General features: G+C 46.7%; 13 protein-coding genes, 1 tRNA gene and 1 other RNA gene. 10 read left to right on the top strand and 5 right to left on the bottom strand.

Features of this window, described 5'->3' with window-relative positions:
- Window positions 1-32 precede the first annotated feature (32 nt).
- Window positions 33-124: transfer RNA gene (locus B2M23_RS02375), tRNA-Ser, on the top strand.
- A 32-nt stretch (window positions 125-156) separates the two neighbouring features.
- On the opposite strand, the gene B2M23_RS02370 is transcribed toward B2M23_RS02375, so the two are convergent.
- On the bottom strand, window positions 157-837 hold the full coding sequence (locus B2M23_RS02370) for a TetR/AcrR family transcriptional regulator (protein ID WP_038353193.1): 681 nt from the start codon (window positions 835-837) through the stop codon (window positions 157-159).
- A 145-nt stretch (window positions 838-982) separates the two neighbouring features.
- On the opposite strand from B2M23_RS02370, the gene B2M23_RS02365 reads away from it, so the two are divergent.
- The 4 genes from B2M23_RS02365 to ffs all read left to right on the top strand — a co-directional run bounded on the left by B2M23_RS02365 (window position 983) and on the right by ffs (window position 3391).
- Window positions 983-2137: a uroporphyrinogen decarboxylase family protein gene (locus B2M23_RS02365; RefSeq protein WP_038353192.1), complete on the top strand. Its 1155-nt coding sequence runs from the start codon at window positions 983-985 to the stop codon at window positions 2135-2137.
- An 11-nt stretch (window positions 2138-2148) separates the two neighbouring features.
- Window positions 2149-2289, top strand: coding sequence for a hypothetical protein (locus B2M23_RS21070; protein WP_013382647.1), 141 nt, complete (start codon window positions 2149-2151; stop codon window positions 2287-2289).
- Between the two features lie 11 nt (window positions 2290-2300).
- Window positions 2301-2837, top strand: coding sequence for a DUF1097 domain-containing protein (locus B2M23_RS02360; protein WP_038353191.1), 537 nt, complete (start codon window positions 2301-2303; stop codon window positions 2835-2837).
- A 288-nt stretch (window positions 2838-3125) separates the two neighbouring features.
- An RNA gene (gene ffs, locus B2M23_RS02355) (signal recognition particle sRNA large type) lies at window positions 3126-3391 on the top strand.
- A 57-nt stretch (window positions 3392-3448) separates the two neighbouring features.
- Here the strand turns inward: ffs and B2M23_RS02350 are convergent.
- Together B2M23_RS02350 and B2M23_RS02345 are read right to left on the bottom strand one after the other, a co-directional pair.
- Window positions 3449-5332 (bottom strand): ABC transporter ATP-binding protein, encoded by a 1884-nt coding sequence (locus B2M23_RS02350; RefSeq protein WP_038353190.1) that lies wholly within the window; start codon window positions 5330-5332, stop codon window positions 3449-3451.
- Complete coding sequence (locus B2M23_RS02345; protein WP_038353189.1) at window positions 5332-7062, bottom strand: ABC transporter ATP-binding protein; 1731 nt, start codon at window positions 7060-7062, stop codon at window positions 5332-5334. Before B2M23_RS02345 ends, B2M23_RS02350 begins: the two co-directional genes overlap by 1 nt.
- 302 nt (window positions 7063-7364) lie before the next feature.
- Between B2M23_RS02345 and B2M23_RS02340 the strand changes: the two genes are divergently transcribed.
- Both B2M23_RS02340 and B2M23_RS02335 read left to right on the top strand, forming a co-directional pair.
- Window positions 7365-8522: a 1-propanol dehydrogenase PduQ gene (locus B2M23_RS02340; protein ID WP_038353188.1), complete on the top strand. Its 1158-nt coding sequence runs from the start codon at window positions 7365-7367 to the stop codon at window positions 8520-8522.
- Window positions 8523-8750: 228 nt separating this feature from the next.
- Window positions 8751-10238, top strand: coding sequence for a hypothetical protein (locus B2M23_RS02335; protein ID WP_038353187.1), 1488 nt, complete (start codon window positions 8751-8753; stop codon window positions 10236-10238).
- A 220-nt stretch (window positions 10239-10458) separates the two neighbouring features.
- On the opposite strand, the gene B2M23_RS02330 is transcribed toward B2M23_RS02335, so the two are convergent.
- Both B2M23_RS02330 and B2M23_RS02325 read right to left on the bottom strand, forming a co-directional pair.
- Window positions 10459-12033: a putative ABC exporter domain-containing protein gene (locus tag B2M23_RS02330; RefSeq protein ID WP_038353186.1), complete on the bottom strand. Its 1575-nt coding sequence runs from the start codon at window positions 12031-12033 to the stop codon at window positions 10459-10461.
- 1 nt (window position 12034) lies between these two features.
- A complete protein-coding gene (locus B2M23_RS02325) occupies window positions 12035-12736 on the bottom strand; it encodes an ABC transporter ATP-binding protein (RefSeq protein WP_038353185.1) in 702 nt (233 codons plus the stop codon).
- A gap of 158 nt (window positions 12737-12894) precedes the next feature.
- Here B2M23_RS02325 and B2M23_RS02320 point away from each other — a divergent pair, with 158 nt between their 5' ends.
- The 3 genes from B2M23_RS02320 (at window position 12895) to B2M23_RS02310 (ending at window position 17376) form a co-directional block, all read left to right on the top strand.
- Entirely contained in the window at window positions 12895-13635 is a 741-nt protein-coding gene (locus B2M23_RS02320; RefSeq protein ID WP_038353184.1) for an alpha/beta hydrolase, read from the top strand.
- A 23-nt stretch (window positions 13636-13658) separates the two neighbouring features.
- Window positions 13659-15812: an ATP-dependent helicase gene (locus B2M23_RS02315; protein ID WP_242945865.1), complete on the top strand. Its 2154-nt coding sequence runs from the start codon at window positions 13659-13661 to the stop codon at window positions 15810-15812.
- A gap of 328 nt (window positions 15813-16140) precedes the next feature.
- A complete protein-coding gene (locus B2M23_RS02310) occupies window positions 16141-17376 on the top strand; it encodes a phenylacetate--CoA ligase family protein (RefSeq protein ID WP_038353182.1) in 1236 nt (411 codons plus the stop codon).
- The last annotated feature ends 19 nt before the right edge of the window (window positions 17377-17395 follow it).

The following is a 17395-nucleotide window of genomic DNA, read 5'->3' as shown; positions in this document are numbered from 1 at the left end:
AGCGTCTCAAAAAAGAGAGCAGCTGCATCTGCGGACAGGTGTCTGAGCTGGTTGAAGGAGCACGCCTGGAAAGCGTGTGTACGTGAATAGCGTACCGAGGGTTCGAATCCCTCCCTGTCCGCCATAATTTGAAAACAAGAGCGAGAGCTCTTTTTTTTATTTTTTGTAAAGATAATCAGCTTCATTCAGCAAATGAGGATAAGTTTCAAATAACTGTTTTGTGGCTTGATCGGATTTGTGGATCAAGGTATCAACCATATCTTGTGTAACCGGAAGACGCAAAGCGAACAGCAGAATCTCAATCATATACCGAAAGTACTCATCATAGCTAAGTTCTATACTTTCATTGATTAACCGCTGGATGGTACGCTGTGTGCCATATACCGTCGCTAAAACCAGCTTTAACTGAGTTGCCAGGTTTTTTGAAGAACAGTTGCTCTTTTTTAAAAGTTTCAAATACTCTGCTTTTTGATTAATGAAGGCAAACTCTTCAAGAAGATCCTCTTGCATGACATCAGAAATAAAACGCCGGGCTTTGGGGTCATGTTTTCTAATTTGGAAGGTGACGTTCATAAAGGTGACAATATAAATCAAAGGATCATCCTCAGGCGTGATAAAATATTTTAAATAGCCAGAAAGAATATAGTAGTCTTCTGTTAATACAGCAAGAGCTATATTTTTTTTGCTTTTAAAATAATAGGTGATCAGGCCCTGGTTAATACCGGACTCCTCTGAGAGACGTTTGTTGGAAATATTAAAATACCCATGCTCAATGTAGAGACGTTTTGCAGTTTCGTAAATTTTTTGTTTAGTATTGCCGTTTTCCTTGCGTTTCAATGTATTTTACCTCCGACTAATTACTTAAATATTAAAACATAATTTTGAACATGTTGCAAATTATTATTGACAACTTTTTAAAATTCTGATATATTTACTCACAGGTAATTACTTGCAAGTAAATATAAAAATTAAGGGGAAATATATGAATAGTCGAAAAATAACAGCAGAAAAAAATCAGCTGTTTGAAGATGTTTTTGATGGAAAAATGCCAGAGCGAGTTCCGATTCTCAGTTCAGGAGATAATTCTTTTTGTTTGGGCTATGTCGGATTTGATTTAAGAAGAGAACAGTATAGTATTGAAAAAAATTTGGAGGCTATAGAAAAGACAACAAAAGATTTTGATACAGACTCAATTTTTGCAACGATGGTGCGTATCCCACAGATGTATAAAGTACTGGGAGCAAAAAATTTTGTCATGGGAGGAGATGGATTTTTGCAGCACCCGGAGGTGACAAGTCTGAATGAAAATGACTATGATGATTTAATTAAAGATCCATTCAAAACGATTTGTGATAAAGCGTTGCCGCAAATTTACAATGAGTTTGGTAAAGAAGGTTTTGAAGGAAAATCTGCCTTTGCGAAGGGGATGTTTACCTTTTATTCAGTTATGGATCACCTTGATAAAGGATATCTGGAAATTGCGGAAAAGCATGGAAAGGCCATTTATAATATGGCCTGCACAGCCGCCTGCACACCTTTTGATGTTTTGTCTGATCAGCTTCGTTCTTTTACTGGTATCAGCAAAGATATGAGACGCTGCCCAGATAAGGTAGAGGCTGCCTGTGAAGCGCTACTGCCGTGTATGGTGAAAGCAGGAATCAAGCCAAATTCAAGTCGTTATCAGAGAACGTTTATACCTTTGCATATGGCACCATATATGCGCACAAAAGATTTTGAACGCTTCTATTGGCCGACCTTTAAAAAATATGTAGAAGCATTGGACGAAGCAGGAGTGGGCGCGACGATCTTTGTTGAGCAAGACTGGTCCCGTTATTATGATTATCTCTTTGATCTGCCGGAAAACACAATGATGATTTTTGAAGAGGGTGACCCATCAGAGATTAAGAAAAAGCTTGGAAAAAAACATATTTTAGCGGGCTTTTACCCTATGAGTGTGCTGAAAACAGGAACGGAGAAAGATTGTCTGGATAAAGCTAAGGAAATTGTGGATGTTCTGGCTCCGGGTGGGAAATACATTTTCACACTGGACAAAAATTTATTAACGGTTCGGGATATTAATCCTGAAAATTTAAAAGCAGTGCTCCGCTTTGTCAAAGAGTACGCTGTTTATGCATAGGGGGAGATCAGATGAAATCAGAATACTACAGAAATCCTGCGGATACGCTTGAAAAATATGAAATACCGGAAGTGGCTGCAGAGTATGCCATGGATAGTCTGCAGGGAATGGAAGAGCTTGTTTATAGCTATGTATTTTTTTTAATTAGCTAGGGGGAAAAATAATGAATGAAAATACCAGCTATTTGCTGAAAATGAGCTTAGTGTCGGGAGTGTTGGCCGGACTGGTTCTGGGAATTTATCAAATAGGGCCTTTTGGAAATCTTATGTGGCCTATTTTTATCGGATTGGGGGTTACTTTTGCATCCGGAGCAGAGCTTAAAAAAACGCCAAATTATTTATGCTGTATGATATGCGGGGTTATATGGGCCTTGCTTTATCTGCAAATGGATGGTCTTATGAGGAACGCTGGTTTAAATATTGGTGTGGTAACAGGTGTGTGCACTCTGGTTATTACTTTTGTGGTTTGTGCTGTGCACATGATCCCGCTGGCAAAGACCTGGCTCAACGTAGTTCCGCTTGTCTTTGCTGGTTTGACAGTCACTTTTTCTCAAGGGGGGCAGAATCTGATTGGTGTGATTTTGGGATTGACTTGTGGTATCCTGGTTGCTGTGGCCATTGAGCCCGTTACAGGAATATTTATGAAAAAAGAAAATGTAGAAAAAAAGAGAGACAAAGCGTTTTTAGAAGAGAGAATATGAAAAAGAAAGCTCTGGATTTCGGGATTTTGTATGTGCAAACACCTATGTGATTTTATATAATTGAAAGGCACATGGGAAGTGCATACTGACTGTGACGTTGGTATTGATGGGAATGCAATAATGATGAAACAGAAAAGGTAGTAAAGTTTGGTTAGCCCAAACCGTCAGTGGAACACCAGCGGTTTGGGCAATTCTTGTTTCTGCTTAAAGCCCTTGACAGTAAAGAGGTTGTTCTGTATAATATGAAATATTGTAGATTCACTGCGTATTCGCAGTAAACATACTTAATCACACTAGGCGGGGAACTAGCGGTGCCCTGTAACCTGCAATCCGCTACAGCAGGGCTGAATTCCCCAAAGAGGTGCCAGAATTTGGAGTCTGCCGCGGATAAGCGGTGTTGACGGTTGGACCCTTCGCAATATGAACTTATGAACCCTGTCAGGTCCGGAAGGAAGCAGCAGTAAGTAAGATCTCGTATGTGCCGGAGGACTCTCTGACAAGAGCTGGCTGTCCGCGTAACGTTTGGAGACTGGTTATCAATGCGGGGTGTGTGATTAAGTATGTTTTAATTTTTTGATAAAAGCTGAAAAAGAGGCCAGGCGGCCTCTTTTTTAATCCAGTTCAAACTGTCCGGTATAGAGCTGGTAATATTTTCCTTTTTGTTTTAGTAATTCTTCGTGGTCACCGCGTTCGATGATCCGGCCATGCTCCAGCACCATGATGGCGTCAGCGTTTCGGACGGTGGACAGGCGGTGGGCGATGACGAAAACAGTACGGCCTTCCATGAGCTGATCCATACCGCGTTCAATGAGGGCTTCGGTACGGGTGTCGATAGAGCTGGTGGCCTCATCGAGGATGAGTACCGGCGGATTGGCGACAGCGGCCCGTGCGATGGCCAGAAGCTGGCGCTGTCCCTGGCTCAGGTTTGCTCCGTCGGATGTCAGCATCGTGTCATAGCCCTGAGGGAGATGACGGATAAAGAAGTCGGCGTTGGCCAGCTCAGCGGCGGCGTGGACTTCCTCGTCGGTGGCGTTGAGACGGCCGTAACGGATATTATCGGCTACAGTACCAGTGAACAGGTGGGTATCCTGAAGGACCATTGCGAGGGAATGCCGCAGATCGACTTTCCGGATTTTTTTAATGTTGATACCATCATAGGTGATCTTACCTTCCTGAACCTCGTAAAATCGGTTGATGAGGTTGGTGATGGTGGTTTTGCCTGCGCCAGTTGAGCCCACAAATGCGATCTTCTGGCCGGGCTTGGCAAAGAGCGATACATTGTGCAGCACCATTTTGTCATCGCTGTAGCCAAAGGTAACATCGTGGAAACGTACATCGCCCCGTAGCTTTTCATAGGTCAGGGTGCCGTCGTGATGCGGATGCTTCCAGGCCCAGGTATTGGTGACTTCCTTACACTCGGTCAGTGCGCCGTCAGCGGATTCACAGACGTTGACAAGGGTCGCGTAGCCATCGTCTTTTTCAGGCTCAGCGTCAATGACTTCAAAGATCCGTTCAGCTCCGGCCAGAGCGGTCAGCAGCGCGTTAAACTGCTGGGAAATCTGGGTGATAGGCTGTGAGAAGGAGCGTGTGTACTGTAAAAACGAAGCGATGGAGCCTAAGTCCATGCTGCCGAAGATAACGAGTACCGCACCGAAAGCGGCTGTCAAAGCGTACTGCACATAGGAGAGGTTCCCCATGATGGGCATGAGTACATTAGCGTAGGTATGGGCCTGAGTAGAAGCGCCTCTCAGCTTGTCATTGAGCTCAGCAAAATCATTTTTGACAATGTCCTCGTGGCAGAAAACCTTGATAACTTTTTGGCCCTCGATCATTTCCTCGATATAGCCATTGGTTTCACCAAGCGCTTTCTGCTGTGCTTTGAAGCCCCTTGCGCTTCGGCTGCCCACGATTTTTATCACAAAGTACATGATCACAAGCATGCCGATGACGATGAGGGTCAGCAGGGGGCTCAGGATCAGCATCATGATAAAGGTTCCCGCCACTGTGACAGTGGCGGTCAGCATTTGCGGAAGACTCATGGCGATGGCCTCGCGCAGGGTGTCGACATCATTGGTATAACGGCTCATGAGCTCGCCGTGGGTATGGGTGTCAAAATATTTGATGGGCAGGTCCTCCATGCTGTTAAAAAGGTCTCGCCGCACAGCGTTGAGGGTTCCGTTGGAGATGACGATCATCATCCGGTTATAGGCATAGGCACAGGCCGCGCCGGCCAGATAGATACCACCCATTAACAGCAGCATCTGGATAAAAGGCAAGAGTGCCCCAGGCGTAAGAGGTTTTCCGATAAGCGGCACAATGCCCTGATTGATGATGGGCTTTAAGAAATATGTGCCGGCCACGGTGGCGCCTGAGCTGATAAAGACAAAGAGTATGACAAGGATCAGCAGCAGCCTGCGTTTTGCCATGTAGCTGAAAATACGCAGCAGTGTTTTTTTGATGTTTTTGGGTTTTTGAACGCTTTTTTTCTTTGGCATTATTCCTCAACTCCTTTCTGCTGTGAATGAAATACCTCGCGGTAAATGGCATTGTTTTCCAAGAGGTTTTCGTGGGTATCGATGGCGTCGATACGGCCCTCGTCCAGCACGATGATTTTATCTGCATCGCTGACGGAAGATATACGCTGGGCGATAATGATGGCGGTGGTATCCTTCAGATTTTGACGGAAGCCCTCACGTATGGCCGCGTCGGTAGCGGTGTCTACCGCGCTGGTGCTGTCATCCAGAATGATGATTTTGGGCTTTTTCAGGAGTGCTCTGGCAATGCAGAGACGTTGCTTCTGGCCGCCGGATACATTGACGCCGCCCTGTCCCAGGTAGGTGTCGTAGCCCTCTGGGAAGGACATGATAAAGTCATGGGCACAGGCAGCTTTGGCAGCGGCGATGACTTCTTCGTCTGTGGCATTCTCATCGCCCCATTTCAGATTGTCCCTGATCGTGCCTGAGAACAGAACGTTTTTCTGGAGCACCATAGCGACTACGGATCGCAGGTGGTCCAGGGTGTAATCCCGGACGTCATGGCCGCCGACCAGCACCTGTCCGTCCGTTACGTCGTAAAGCCTTGGAATGAGCTGAACCAGCGTGGTTTTTGCCGAGCCAGTTCCGCCGATAATCCCAACAGTCTCGCCCGAGGCAATGGAGAAATTGATGCCTGTCAGGATACTTTCGGCTGCGTTCTCCTGGTATTTAAAGGAAACGTTCCGGTATTCAATGCTGCCATCCTCAGCAGTAAGAGACGGAGAGGCTGTTTCATCCGTGATGCTGATGGGTTCTTCCAGCACTTCGACAATGCGGGCAACAGAGGAACGGGAGAGGACGATCATAATAAAAACCTGAGCGATCATCATCAAAGACATGAGAATCTGGGTCACATAGGAAATAAAGCTGATGAGTTCTCCCGTCAGCAGCGTACCGCCGATGATCATGTTGCCCCCAAACCATAAGATGGCGATAATGGTGGTGTACATGGTCAGCATCATGATAGGCATGCCGAGAATAATAATTTTTTCGGCGGCAAGAGATGCCCGCATGAGACTGTCATTGGCTTCAGCAAATTTTTTCTTCTCATACCGGGCCCGCACAAAGGCTTTGACAACGCGGATGGCAATGAGGTTCTCCTGAACCTGGGCGTTCAGGCCATCATATTTTTTCAGCATGGCATTGAAACGCGGAAAGGCCAGGGTGGACATCGTGGCCAGGGCAATGGCCAGTATGGGAATAACAATGAGAAAAACACGGACAAGATCACCGTTAATGGCTGCCGCCATGATGGTAGCGCTGACCAGCATAACAGGCGCGCGCACCAGTACACGGATGACCATCATGTAGGCCATTTGAGTATTGGTAATATCAGTGGTCAGGCGTGTGACCAGTGACGGGGTGCTGAAACGGTCAATGTTCGCAAAGGAAAATTCCTGGATTTTGTCAAAAACGGCTTTGCGGATCTCACTGCCAAAGCCCATGGCACCCTTGGCGGCAAAACGCCCGGAAAGAACGCCGAAAAGCAATGAACAGAGGGCCACCAGCACCATGATGGCACCAATTTGAAAAACGTAGCTCAGGTCACGCGTTGTGATACCCTGATCCACGATTTTAGCCATTAAAAAAGGAATCTGGATTTCCAGAAGAACCTCAACGATAACCGTAAGGGGCGCCAGTAATGACGGAAGGCGGTATTTTGCGAGGTAGGGCTTTAGGTGTTTAATCATGGGATGCTCCTTCTTTTCAGTAGTATTTATGCATGATACATACCCTTATTTTCTCTTTTTTCAAATAGAAAATAAGGGTAATCCCAGTGTATCGGAACGGAAAATTAATGTCAAGTAAAACCAAAATGGTTTTCAGGATAAAAGCTTAAAGAAAAAGCTTTGTTAAACTTTTATGGGACAGATACATACTGGTTCATTTACAACAAAATTTTGCTATTGCCTTTCCGCTCATCAAAAAACTTGATATAATACAAATTGACAAATTATGCAAACTATTGAGCGAATATACTAAGGAGGGTAATATGAGCAAATTGAACGATATACGGTTTTTTCAGGTAAAACCGGCAATTTACTATGGCATTGGCGCCATAGAACAGGTTGGAAATCATGATTTTAAACAGGTCTGCATTGTAACGGATGAAGGGATGGTCAAATTTGGCCTTCTGAAAATGCTGACAGACGTTTTGGACAAACATAATATTAAGTACCACGTTTTTTCTGATGTTGAACCAGACCCGTCCACAGAAATTGTTGAAAAGGGGCTGACACACATCCTGATGGAAAAACCGGATGCTTTGATTGCCCTTGGCGGTGGATCTGCCATCGATTCGGCAAAAGCCATCATCTATTACTGTTACAATTTCAAAAAAATGTTCTTCGAGGAAGACTACATTAAAAAACCATATTTTATCGCCATGCCGACAACTGCGGGTACAGGTTCTGAAGTAACGGAATACGCAGTTATTACCGACAAGAAAAACAATACCAAGATACCGCTTACCGACATTCTCATGATGCCGGACGCCGCAATTCTTGAACCAAAATTAATCGAGAGCGTTCCGCCAGCATCGACAGCGGCTACAGGAATGGACGTTTTAACCCATGCGGTGGAAGCCTATGTTTCCACCAACAACAACCCGTTTTCACGCTGCTATGCGGCCAAAGCGGCAGAACTGGTTTTCAAGAGCCTGTATGAATGCTATGTAAATGGCGGCAATCTGGAAGCTAAAGCCAGTATGCAGATCGCGTCCTGTATGGCTGGGATTGCCTTCAACAGCGCTGGTCTGGGCATCACCCACAGTATCGCCCATGCGGTCGGTGCGCAGTGGCATTTACCTCATGGTTTGGCCAATGCCATCGGCTTGCCATATGTTGTCCGTTTTAACGGACAGTGCGGTAGAGCTCAGCATCTTTATAACCGTCTCCTGAGCGCTATTGGTATTCCAAATGTCAGCGGAGACGCTGCGGAAATGCTGTACAACAGCATTATTACCCTCTGTAAAGAAATCAATATTCCGACATCCCTTAAAGAGCAGGGCATCGATGAAGCAGATTTTAAAGCCAGCAAGGATATTATTATCGGAAAAGCCATGAAGGATGTCTGCACCCAGACCAATCCGCTGTCACCGACCAAAGAACAGTTCAGTGAGCTTCTGGATCAGATTTATTACGGCGCATAATCCACAGCAGTTATTTAAGAGCACCCATGAAAGGGTGCTTTTTTAGTACACAAAAATACGCTTGCGCTTTTAGATTTAAAAGATTAAAATAAAGGAAATAGTGCATTTGTTGAGAAAATAAAAAGTAAAAATGACTTAAATGGAGAATATGCCATCATTTTGTTTTAAAAATACCATTTAGTGTATATAAATAAGTAGATTATAATAATTATAAAAGGAGGAAGGGAAATGGCAAAGAAACCCGCCACGCCGCTGGCTTACTTGATGGATATGCTTTATATTCAGGGTTCGCAGCTGGCAAGAACTGTCCATGTTGACCGCACGATTATCAGCCGGTGGAAAAATGGACGCGTTGAGCTGGGGCCTAAATCACCTTATTTTGAAGAAATTATTCGTGCCATCGTAAAGGCCAATAAAGAACAAGGCTTGAATACGTTGGAACGGTTCTTTTCCTCGCTGGAACCGGAGATCGCTGTAGATACAGAACAGGATCTGGAAAGCTGCGTATCCCGGTGGCTGGTCGATAAAGAATTTGAAGCAAAGTACACAGATAAGGAAAGCGGAAACAGCCTGTACACCGCAACCTATAAAATTTATAAAGGCATCACGGGTAAAATGGACGCACTGGATGATATGTTTGACACACTAGCGTCACTGCCGAAGGGTGAAACCTTCTGGGGCTATGATGCAGACTCACGTATCTTTAAACAAAACAATAATGATACTCGGAAAATACAAAAGCGCTTTCTGGAGGCGGAAAAAAACAAGACAAAACTCATTACCATGATCTATTTAAATCGCTCACAGGAAGAAATTTATAATATGCTTGAGTACTGGCTGCCCATACTGCTTTCCACAAGTGCTAAAGCTTACTATACCTACGATGTAGAGCGCCCCTTCTATGACTATATTTTCAGTATTAAGGGTAAGCAGACACTTGTAGGAATAAACGGTACAAACGGCGAAACCTATTCCGCCATTTACACCGACCCCATGAGCCAGCGCCAGTTCGATAATTTTCTGGAAAGGCATCTGGATCGTTTTCAGCCGCTGACTAAGAGTCTGGGCAGCCGCGTGGTCTGTAATGACTTCACGCGGGAAAACATGGAAGGCTTTAATCGTAACGACACAGACCAATATGTTATCGCCACCTCCATGTCTTTCCTCTCCTCGGGAAAAAATATTATCGAAGGAATTTTAATGGACCTGTGTCTGAGCAGCGAGGAAGAGCACCGTCTCATCGACTATTATGATAATTGCCGGGTAGGACTCGGTCAGTTTTTATCAAAGGAAAAATATACCCGGATTATTTTAAGTCTCGATTATATTAAAAGCCTGGGACAGCGCCCGGTGATTGAAGTGCCTGTTTTTTCAGCATTGCTGAAACGTAAGGTAGAGGTCGCAGGGAAGCACGTTATTAAAGAGCTGGTCTCTTTTCTGAAATTTGTGAAAAGTGATCCCAAGGTAGAGATAGCCCTGAGGCCGCCAGCATCACCCGAGTTAATTGAAAACCTGAATATCTGGGTAAAGGATGGCGCAGCCGCCTACTTTCATTTTGATAATGATCTGTCCACCCGTATCGTGACAGAGGAATTCGCAGCGGTCAATACATTCTATGCGATGGTGGATAAATACTGGGAGCAGCTCCCCTATGACAGCAAAGATAAGGAATGGGTTTATGACCAGATCGGTAAAATCAGCGGGGAAAAACTTTGAGTGTCACATATGTGTCAACTTAGCAGTGTGAATATTTTGTCGGTGGGTTTAAAAACCAGAGCCACAGCGCTATAATAAAGAAGCCGAATGTATCAATGAGCTCTCCAAAGAACTACACAAATCAGGTAGTAGCACTGGATACCGAGCGCCACGGTGCCAGTGGCAATGTTCTCATTAATGCAAAAAAAGATGTGCTGAAAAGCACATCTTTTTTTGTGTTTTATTGAATATTCATTTCCATGGTGTGCAGCAGATTGCGGCAGAGAGCCAGGATGATCAGAGCGATCACCACATTGATTGCGCAGTCTGCAAACAGTCCGGCGGCCAGGTTTCCGGCAACGAGGCCGACAGCCACACCGGCGATGGCGCCTGGAATCAGCAGGACAACGAGGATCAGGTAATAGAGCATTACGACCAGCACCTTGCTCTGCATATTGCCGAGAATGCGCTCGATTAAAATATTGCCAGCAGACAAAAGGGCTGCCAGCCCCACACGGGCAGCGATGACCGCGATGATCTCGGCGGCGGGCGCGCCGAGAATCAATCCGCAGGGAATAAAGATAATCAAACCACTGACAAAGCTGTCCACCACAGATTCCAGGCTGGCAAAAACCAGTTTTTTAAACGGATTCTGGGGAATCATATAAATGTAAGGCAAAGTCAGCTCTTTGACCCAGCGTCCCATCGCCCCAGTCAGCACCTGAAGATAGCACAGCATGCCAAAGATCAACATCAGACTGACATGCTCCTTTGCCAGCAGGCTGGCGAGAATGGCTACCACGGTGCAGATGAGGGTGAATTGGTTTAAAAACAAATAACCCGAGCGGCGGTTTTCCAGCAGATGCTTGAAAAAGAAAACAGAAGCACCCTTTCCGCGGCCGATGCCGGTTTTTTTACGGCTGATTTTGGATGCATCCTTGGTGTCGCTGATGCGCCCATCTTTGGCGGCAGTTTTAGTGGTGTAGGTTTTTTCAGCCGACTGAAGCACATCTTCGTAATAGTCCGATTCGCTCCGGTAGATATACAGGATGATCAGGCCGATCAAAGCGATGAGCAGTACCAGAAAGACAAGGGCCTTCAGGAAGTTTCCGGCAATCAGACCCATGGTGAAGGCTTTTGTCCAGCCAAGGACAGGAATGTACTCCATCAGGCTGGAATCCGCTGCGCTGAGCAGAGCTTCATAGAAATTCTGGGTTTTAAAAAGTGTGGTCAAAAATAAGGCGGCCATCAGGAAGCCGAAACAATAGAGCACTGCCCTTACAACGCGGCGGCGGTTGTCATCACCCCGGGTATAGGAATAAATGGCAAGAGCCAGGATTTCACCGACTACCAGAAACAGGCAGTAGCCAACAAACAGGGCGATGAGCCCGGAGGTGCCGACGCCAAAGATCGTCCGAAGAGTAGCTCCCTGAAACAGGATAAAGAACCCCAGCAGCAGGGACATACCTACCTGCTTAGCCAGGCCGTAGGCCAGGATCTTTCTTGGAGAAACCGGCGCCAGAAAGAGCAGGTTGACATCTGCCATGCTGAAGAAGCTGCCCCCGGAGGAAAGTCCCTTTTGTATCTGTGTGACCAGCAGGAACAGAAACAGGCCGATAAGGATTGCACCCAGCAACGGGAGATTCTGGTTTTGCGCGAGAGGAATATCCCCTCCGGGTGTAAAGACGGTAGACACAAGGGCAAAGCCAAAAAACAGAACCACAAGAATGGTCACGACCAGATGGCTGGGATGGTTCTTCAGGTCAAGAAGCCGGTTTTTAAAGGTTGTTTTCCAAAGGTAAAAAATACTGGACATCCTAGGCCTCCCCTTCGGTAATGCTGAAGAAAAGCGCCTCCAGGGATTCGTCGGCTTCGGTGAGCTCCTCTGCCCTTCGGGTTGCTCGTATCTCTCCGTTCATCATGATATGGGCCACATCCCAATAATCCTCCACCGAGTCGATCATATGTGTGCTGATGAGAAGTGAAACACCCTGATTTCTGAGCTCAGAAAAAATCAGCTTCAGCTCTTTGATGGCATGGGGGTCAAGGCCCACCATGGGTTCGTCAAAGATGATGACCTTCGGTTCAAACAGCAGAGCACAGCAGATGCTGACCTTTTGCTGCATTCCCTTAGACAGCTCCTTGCCGAGCTTTTTGCGCTTATCGTCTAGCTCGAAGCGTTCGATAAGCGCGTCGGCTTTTGCTTTCCAGTCAGTGAGGCCATAGGCCCGGGCGATAAACTCCAGATGCTCCTCGATCGTCAGCATATCGTAAAGAGCGGGAAGCTCAGGAATATAGCCCAGCTGGCGCTTGGCGTCAAGAGAGCGGCAGGGCGCACCGTTAATTTCAATGGTACCCTCAAACCGGAGCAGCCCGCAGATGCATTTGATAATGGTTGATTTACCAGCGCCGTTTGGTCCCAGAAGTATAGCGATCTCACCATCTTTGACGGTAAAATTGAGGTCATTGTTGGCTTTGGTTTTTCCGTACTTTTTTGTAACGTTGTTTACTGTGATCATGGTTGTTTCCTTTCGGTTCCGGTTTGTCAGCGATTTGGATATCGGGTATAATAGAGAAACCAGAGAATTGATTTGACAAGAATTCTTGTCAAAAAGTATATCATTGACAAGAAAAGTTGTCAAGTTAAGAAATTTTAAAGTTGTAAGAAGGAAAGTATATGAAGCATAAAAAGTTAAAACAGACTCTTGTCGGCATCGCGGCAGCGCTGCTGTTTTTATTGCCGGCGGTCGGGATCGCGGTCAATGGCATGTCCTATCAGCCAGAAGCGGCAGCACAGCAGGCCTTGAGAGGAAACAGCCGTGTCGCGGTAAAAGAAGCCGGAACCATTGCCTTTGAACCAGAAAACCGAAAAGGAGAGACGGGCGTCATTTTTTATCCCGGTGCTTTTGTAGAGCCAGAGGCCTACGCGCCTTTGGCTCTGGAAATTGCGGAGCAGGGCTATCCGGTTTATATTGTCAGAATGCCCATGAATCTGGCAGTGCTCTCGCCTGAACGGGGAAGTGAGGTCATGGCACTGCATCCGGAAATTGAAAACTGGATAGTCGGCGGACATTCTCTGGGTGGTGCCATGGCGCCGAAGCTGGCCGAGGCGCAAACTGAAGTAAAGGGAATCTTTTTTCTGGCGGCCTACCCAGCAGATGATGGTATTAGGGATACAGAAGTCCAGGTGGTTTCGCTCTGGGGAAGTGATGACGGTGTCGCTGATTTGGATAAGGTGAAGGCAGCGGAAGCCGTTTATCCGGGAGCAGCGGTCATGACAGAGATCGAGGGCGGAAATCACGCGGGTTTTGGTGATTACGGCGCGCAGAAGGGAGATAACCCTGCGGACATTTCAAATACTGAGCAGATGCATCAGGCGGCAGAGGGGATTCTCGGATTGCTTGAGAAGATCAGTTAGCGATGGGAAGTTTGGATGTTTTTATGCAAAAGTACCGATTGCAGCTAAACGTCCAGCAGCGTGAGGCTGTTGGCAGGATTTCCGGAGCTACGCTGCTTCTGGCTGTGCCGGGAAGCGGGAAAACTACAGTGGTCATTTGCCGCATTGCTTATATGATCCGAGTGAAAGAGATACCTCCGGAATCCATTTTAACACTGACTTTCAGTAAAGCCGGAGCCCGTGATCTTAGCCGGCGTTATCTGAAAATTTTTGGGGAAAAGGGCGCTGAAGGCCTGCGGTTCAGTACCATACACAGCTTTACTCTGTCGGTTATCCGCAATTATGAACGGCTGTATCACCGCCGGGCCTTTCAGATCATCGAGAATACAGGAAGCATTATCAAGGAGCTTTTTCAGGAGCTCTTTAAGAGTTATCCGGCAGAAAATGATATTGCGGACATTGTATCGGCCATTACCTACTGTAAAAATATGCTGCTCTCTGAGGAAGAAATCGGGGAAATGAAAGTGGGCGATGTGGATTTTCCAAAGTTGTTTAAGGCCTATGAAGCGTATAAACGCAGGCATCACCTGATGGATTTTGATGATATGCTCAAATACGCCTGGCTTCTTTTAAAGAAAAACCCTGAGCTGCTGAAGGTTTTTACCGGCCAGTACAAGTACATCAATATCGATGAAGCCCAGGACACCTCGAAGATTCAGTATGAAATTATCCGGCTTCTTTCGGGAGAGGACGGCAATATCTTTATGGTGGGCGACGAGGACCAGAGTATCTATGGTTTTCGCGGGGCTTATCCTGACGGGCTGCTGAGCTTCAAGGAGACTTACCCTCACGGTGAGGTGCTGCTCATGGAAACGAACCACCGCAGCACTCAGGAGATCGTGAGTGCTGCCAACCGTTTTATAGGGCTTAACAAGGAACGCTATGTTAAAAATATGCGGACAGATAATGAAAAGGGTGTACCGGCAGTCCATGAATATGTCAAATCTGTGGAAGATCAGTACTGGTTTATTCTTAAATCGGTCAAAAACGAGGGTAAGGAAACCGCTGTGCTTTACCGAAATAACGAGTCGGTCATCCCGCTGGTAGATCTTTTTGAGCGGGAGGGAGTGCCCTATGCAGTCAAAGAGCATAATCCTCTTTTTTTCACACATTTTATCGTGCAGGACATCAGAAGTTTTGTAGCTCTCGCGGAAGATCCATCAGATTTTGAAACCTTTGAAAAAATATATTATAAAATGAACTGCAATATTTCAAGAAAAAACGTATTGGAAGCGAGGAAACTAAGAGAGCCCGGACAGGATGTTTTTGAGGCCTTGCTATCCCTTGGTGAAATTCCTGAATGGCTTGTGGAAAAGGTAAATCATATCCGGGCGGCATTTAAGCGGCTGGCCTCCATGAGCGCTCAGGAGGGGCTGGACTTTATCATCTGGAATATGGGCTACCGGGAACATCTGGATTACCGGGTTTCCTGCGGCTACCGGGAGGAGCAGTTGAACCAGAAGCTGGATATTCTAAAAACGCTGGCGGGCAGGGAGAGTACCATGGACGCCTTTTTGAAACGTCTGGACACACTGCAGGAGGCTCTGCGGGGCTCAGTTTTGCATCAAAAAGCAGATGTGACCTTTTCGACGATCCACTCCAGTAAGGGACTGGAATTTGAAAAGGTCTTTATCATTGACGCGGTGGAGGGCGAATTTCCATCGATGGCGGCCCTTGATGACAGCGAGGAGGGCCGCCGGCTTTTCTGCGAAGAGGTGCGCCTTTTTTATGTCGGCGTGACCCGCGCCAAGCGTGAGCTGGAGTTTATTTCGGTGGGGAAAAAGAACAGCCGTCATAACAGACGCCCGGTATCACAGTTTGTCCGCATTTTTCTGGGGGAAAAAGCCCCGGAGGCAGCGCGCAAAAAAATCACAGGCGGTGTGATCGGAGAAGGCTCCAAAGCCCAGGGGAAAGGCTTTGGCATTTTTGATGTGTCCATTGTCAGAAAGGCGGAGTTGAAGGAAGTGGACTGCTCTGCGTATGTCCCCGGTGTAGCAGTGACACATCAGGGCTTCGGCCAGGGCATTATTCTGGAGATTAAAAAGGATATGGCGACCATTGATTTTGAAAGGTGTGGCCGTAAAAAGCTAAATATAAAGGTCTGTGTCACCAATAAAATTATCCGATTGCAGGATTAAACTTGACAAGAAACAGGCCGAACGGTATACTGTAAACAAATGTAAAACCGTTGAAGATGGAGTAAAGCGTGTGACGTGTTAACAGAGAGCCGGGGGGCTGGAAGCCGGTAATAAACGAGCATGGCATAATGGGCATCTGAGGGTGTGATGAAAGAGTGATCGAGTATTTCACAACGTTTCGAGGGCGTTAACCGGAGAAGGTGTGTTGGCATCTTAGACAAAGTGCGCAGTTATGCGAAAAAAGGTGGTACCGTGGGTTATAACAGACTCATCCTTTATAAGATAAGGATGGGTCTTTTTTATTTGTAGAACGAGCAAGGAGATAAAGATGATCAGAGAACCGTTAGAAGAATTAAAAAGCTTAGTCGGCCGGCTGGAAGCCTCCAGCCCCTTTTACCAGAAAAAGTTTAAAGAATGCGGCGTAGAGGCAGGAGATATCAAAACCATGGAGGATTTCAGGAAGCTGCCCTTCAGTGACAAAGATGAGCTTAGAAAGGCGTATCCTCTGGGAATTCAGGCTGTGCCGGACGAAGAAGTGGTGCGTATTCATTCGTCCTCTGGCACCACCGGGCAGCCGGTCATTATTCCTTATACCAGAAAGGATGTAGAGGACTGGGCCATTATGTTTGAGCGCTGCTACCGTTACGCGGGCATGGACAATAAAGACCGTATCCAGATTACGCCGGGCTATGGCCTTTGGACGGCGGGGATTGGTTTTCAGGCAGGGGCAGAGCGGCTTGGGGCAATGGCCATTCCCATGGGGCCCGGGAATACCCAAAAGCAGCTGAAAATGCTGGTGGATATGCAGAGCACTGTGCTGGCCAGCACCTCATCATATGCTCTGGTGCTGGCAGAAGAGGTGGCTAAACAGGGCCTGCAGGATAAAATTAACCTGAAGCGGGGAATTATCGGCTCAGAACGCTGGGGCGATAAAATGCGTAAGCGCATTGTGGATGAGCTGGGGATTGAAATCTTTGATATTTACGGTCTGACCGAAATCTACGGACCGGGTATTTCCATCGACTGTCATCATCACTGCGGCATGCATTATTGGGATGATTACTTATTTATGGAAATCATCGACCCCGACACACTTGAACCGGTGGAGGAAGGCGCTTATGGGGAAATGGTGCTCACAACCCTGCATAAAGAAGGCGGGCCGCTGCTGCGCTACCGCACCCACGATATCACCCGTTTTATTCCAGGGCCATGCCCGTGCGGCTCAGAACACCCGAGACATGACCGCATTGTGGGAAGAACCGATGACATGGTAAAAGTAAAGGCCGTCAATATTTATCCAGGACAGATCGACGAGCTGCTAAAGGAAATCGACGGTGTCAGCTCAGAATATCAGGCCATCGTGGCAAATGAAAACGGCAAGGATGTCGTGCATCTGCGGTTTGAGGTGGAGCATGGTGTTGACAAGGAGGAGATCCAGAAGGAAGTCAATTATCAGTTCAAATCCAAAATCGGTATTACAGTAATCCCTGAAGCAGGATTCATCGGTTCACTGCCGCGTTCCGAAAAGAAATCCGTCAGAATCATTGATAATCGGTTTGAATAGGGTTTTCAGGTTTAAGTTT

This window comes from Eubacterium limosum (genome assembly GCF_000807675.2).
Taxonomy (GTDB): domain Bacteria; phylum Bacillota; class Clostridia; order Eubacteriales; family Eubacteriaceae; genus Eubacterium; species Eubacterium limosum.
This window is presented reverse-complemented; position numbering and strand designations above follow the sequence as displayed.

Bases quoted from the DNA above. Each gene is read 5' to 3' on its own strand.
- B2M23_RS02365 (WP_038353192.1), top strand. From the start codon at position 983: ATGAATAGTCGAAAAATAACAGCAGAAAAAAATCAGCTGTTTGAAGAT.
- B2M23_RS21070 (WP_013382647.1), top strand. From the start codon at position 2,149: ATGAAATCAGAATACTACAGAAATCCTGCGGATACGCTTGAAAAATAT.
- B2M23_RS02360 (WP_038353191.1), top strand. From the start codon at position 2,301: ATGAATGAAAATACCAGCTATTTGCTGAAAATGAGCTTAGTGTCGGGA.
- B2M23_RS02350 (WP_038353190.1), bottom strand. From the start codon at position 5,332: ATGCCAAAGAAAAAAAGCGTTCAAAAACCCAAAAACATCAAAAAAACA.
- B2M23_RS02345 (WP_038353189.1), bottom strand. From the start codon at position 7,062: ATGATTAAACACCTAAAGCCCTACCTCGCAAAATACCGCCTTCCGTCA.
- B2M23_RS02340 (WP_038353188.1), top strand. From the start codon at position 7,365: ATGAGCAAATTGAACGATATACGGTTTTTTCAGGTAAAACCGGCAATT.
- B2M23_RS02335 (WP_038353187.1), top strand. From the start codon at position 8,751: ATGGCAAAGAAACCCGCCACGCCGCTGGCTTACTTGATGGATATGCTT.
- B2M23_RS02330 (WP_038353186.1), bottom strand. From the start codon at position 12,033: ATGTCCAGTATTTTTTACCTTTGGAAAACAACCTTTAAAAACCGGCTT.
- B2M23_RS02325 (WP_038353185.1), bottom strand. From the start codon at position 12,736: ATGATCACAGTAAACAACGTTACAAAAAAGTACGGAAAAACCAAAGCC.
- B2M23_RS02320 (WP_038353184.1), top strand. From the start codon at position 12,895: ATGAAGCATAAAAAGTTAAAACAGACTCTTGTCGGCATCGCGGCAGCG.
- B2M23_RS02315 (WP_242945865.1), top strand. From the start codon at position 13,659: ATGCAAAAGTACCGATTGCAGCTAAACGTCCAGCAGCGTGAGGCTGTT.
- B2M23_RS02310 (WP_038353182.1), top strand. From the start codon at position 16,141: ATGATCAGAGAACCGTTAGAAGAATTAAAAAGCTTAGTCGGCCGGCTG.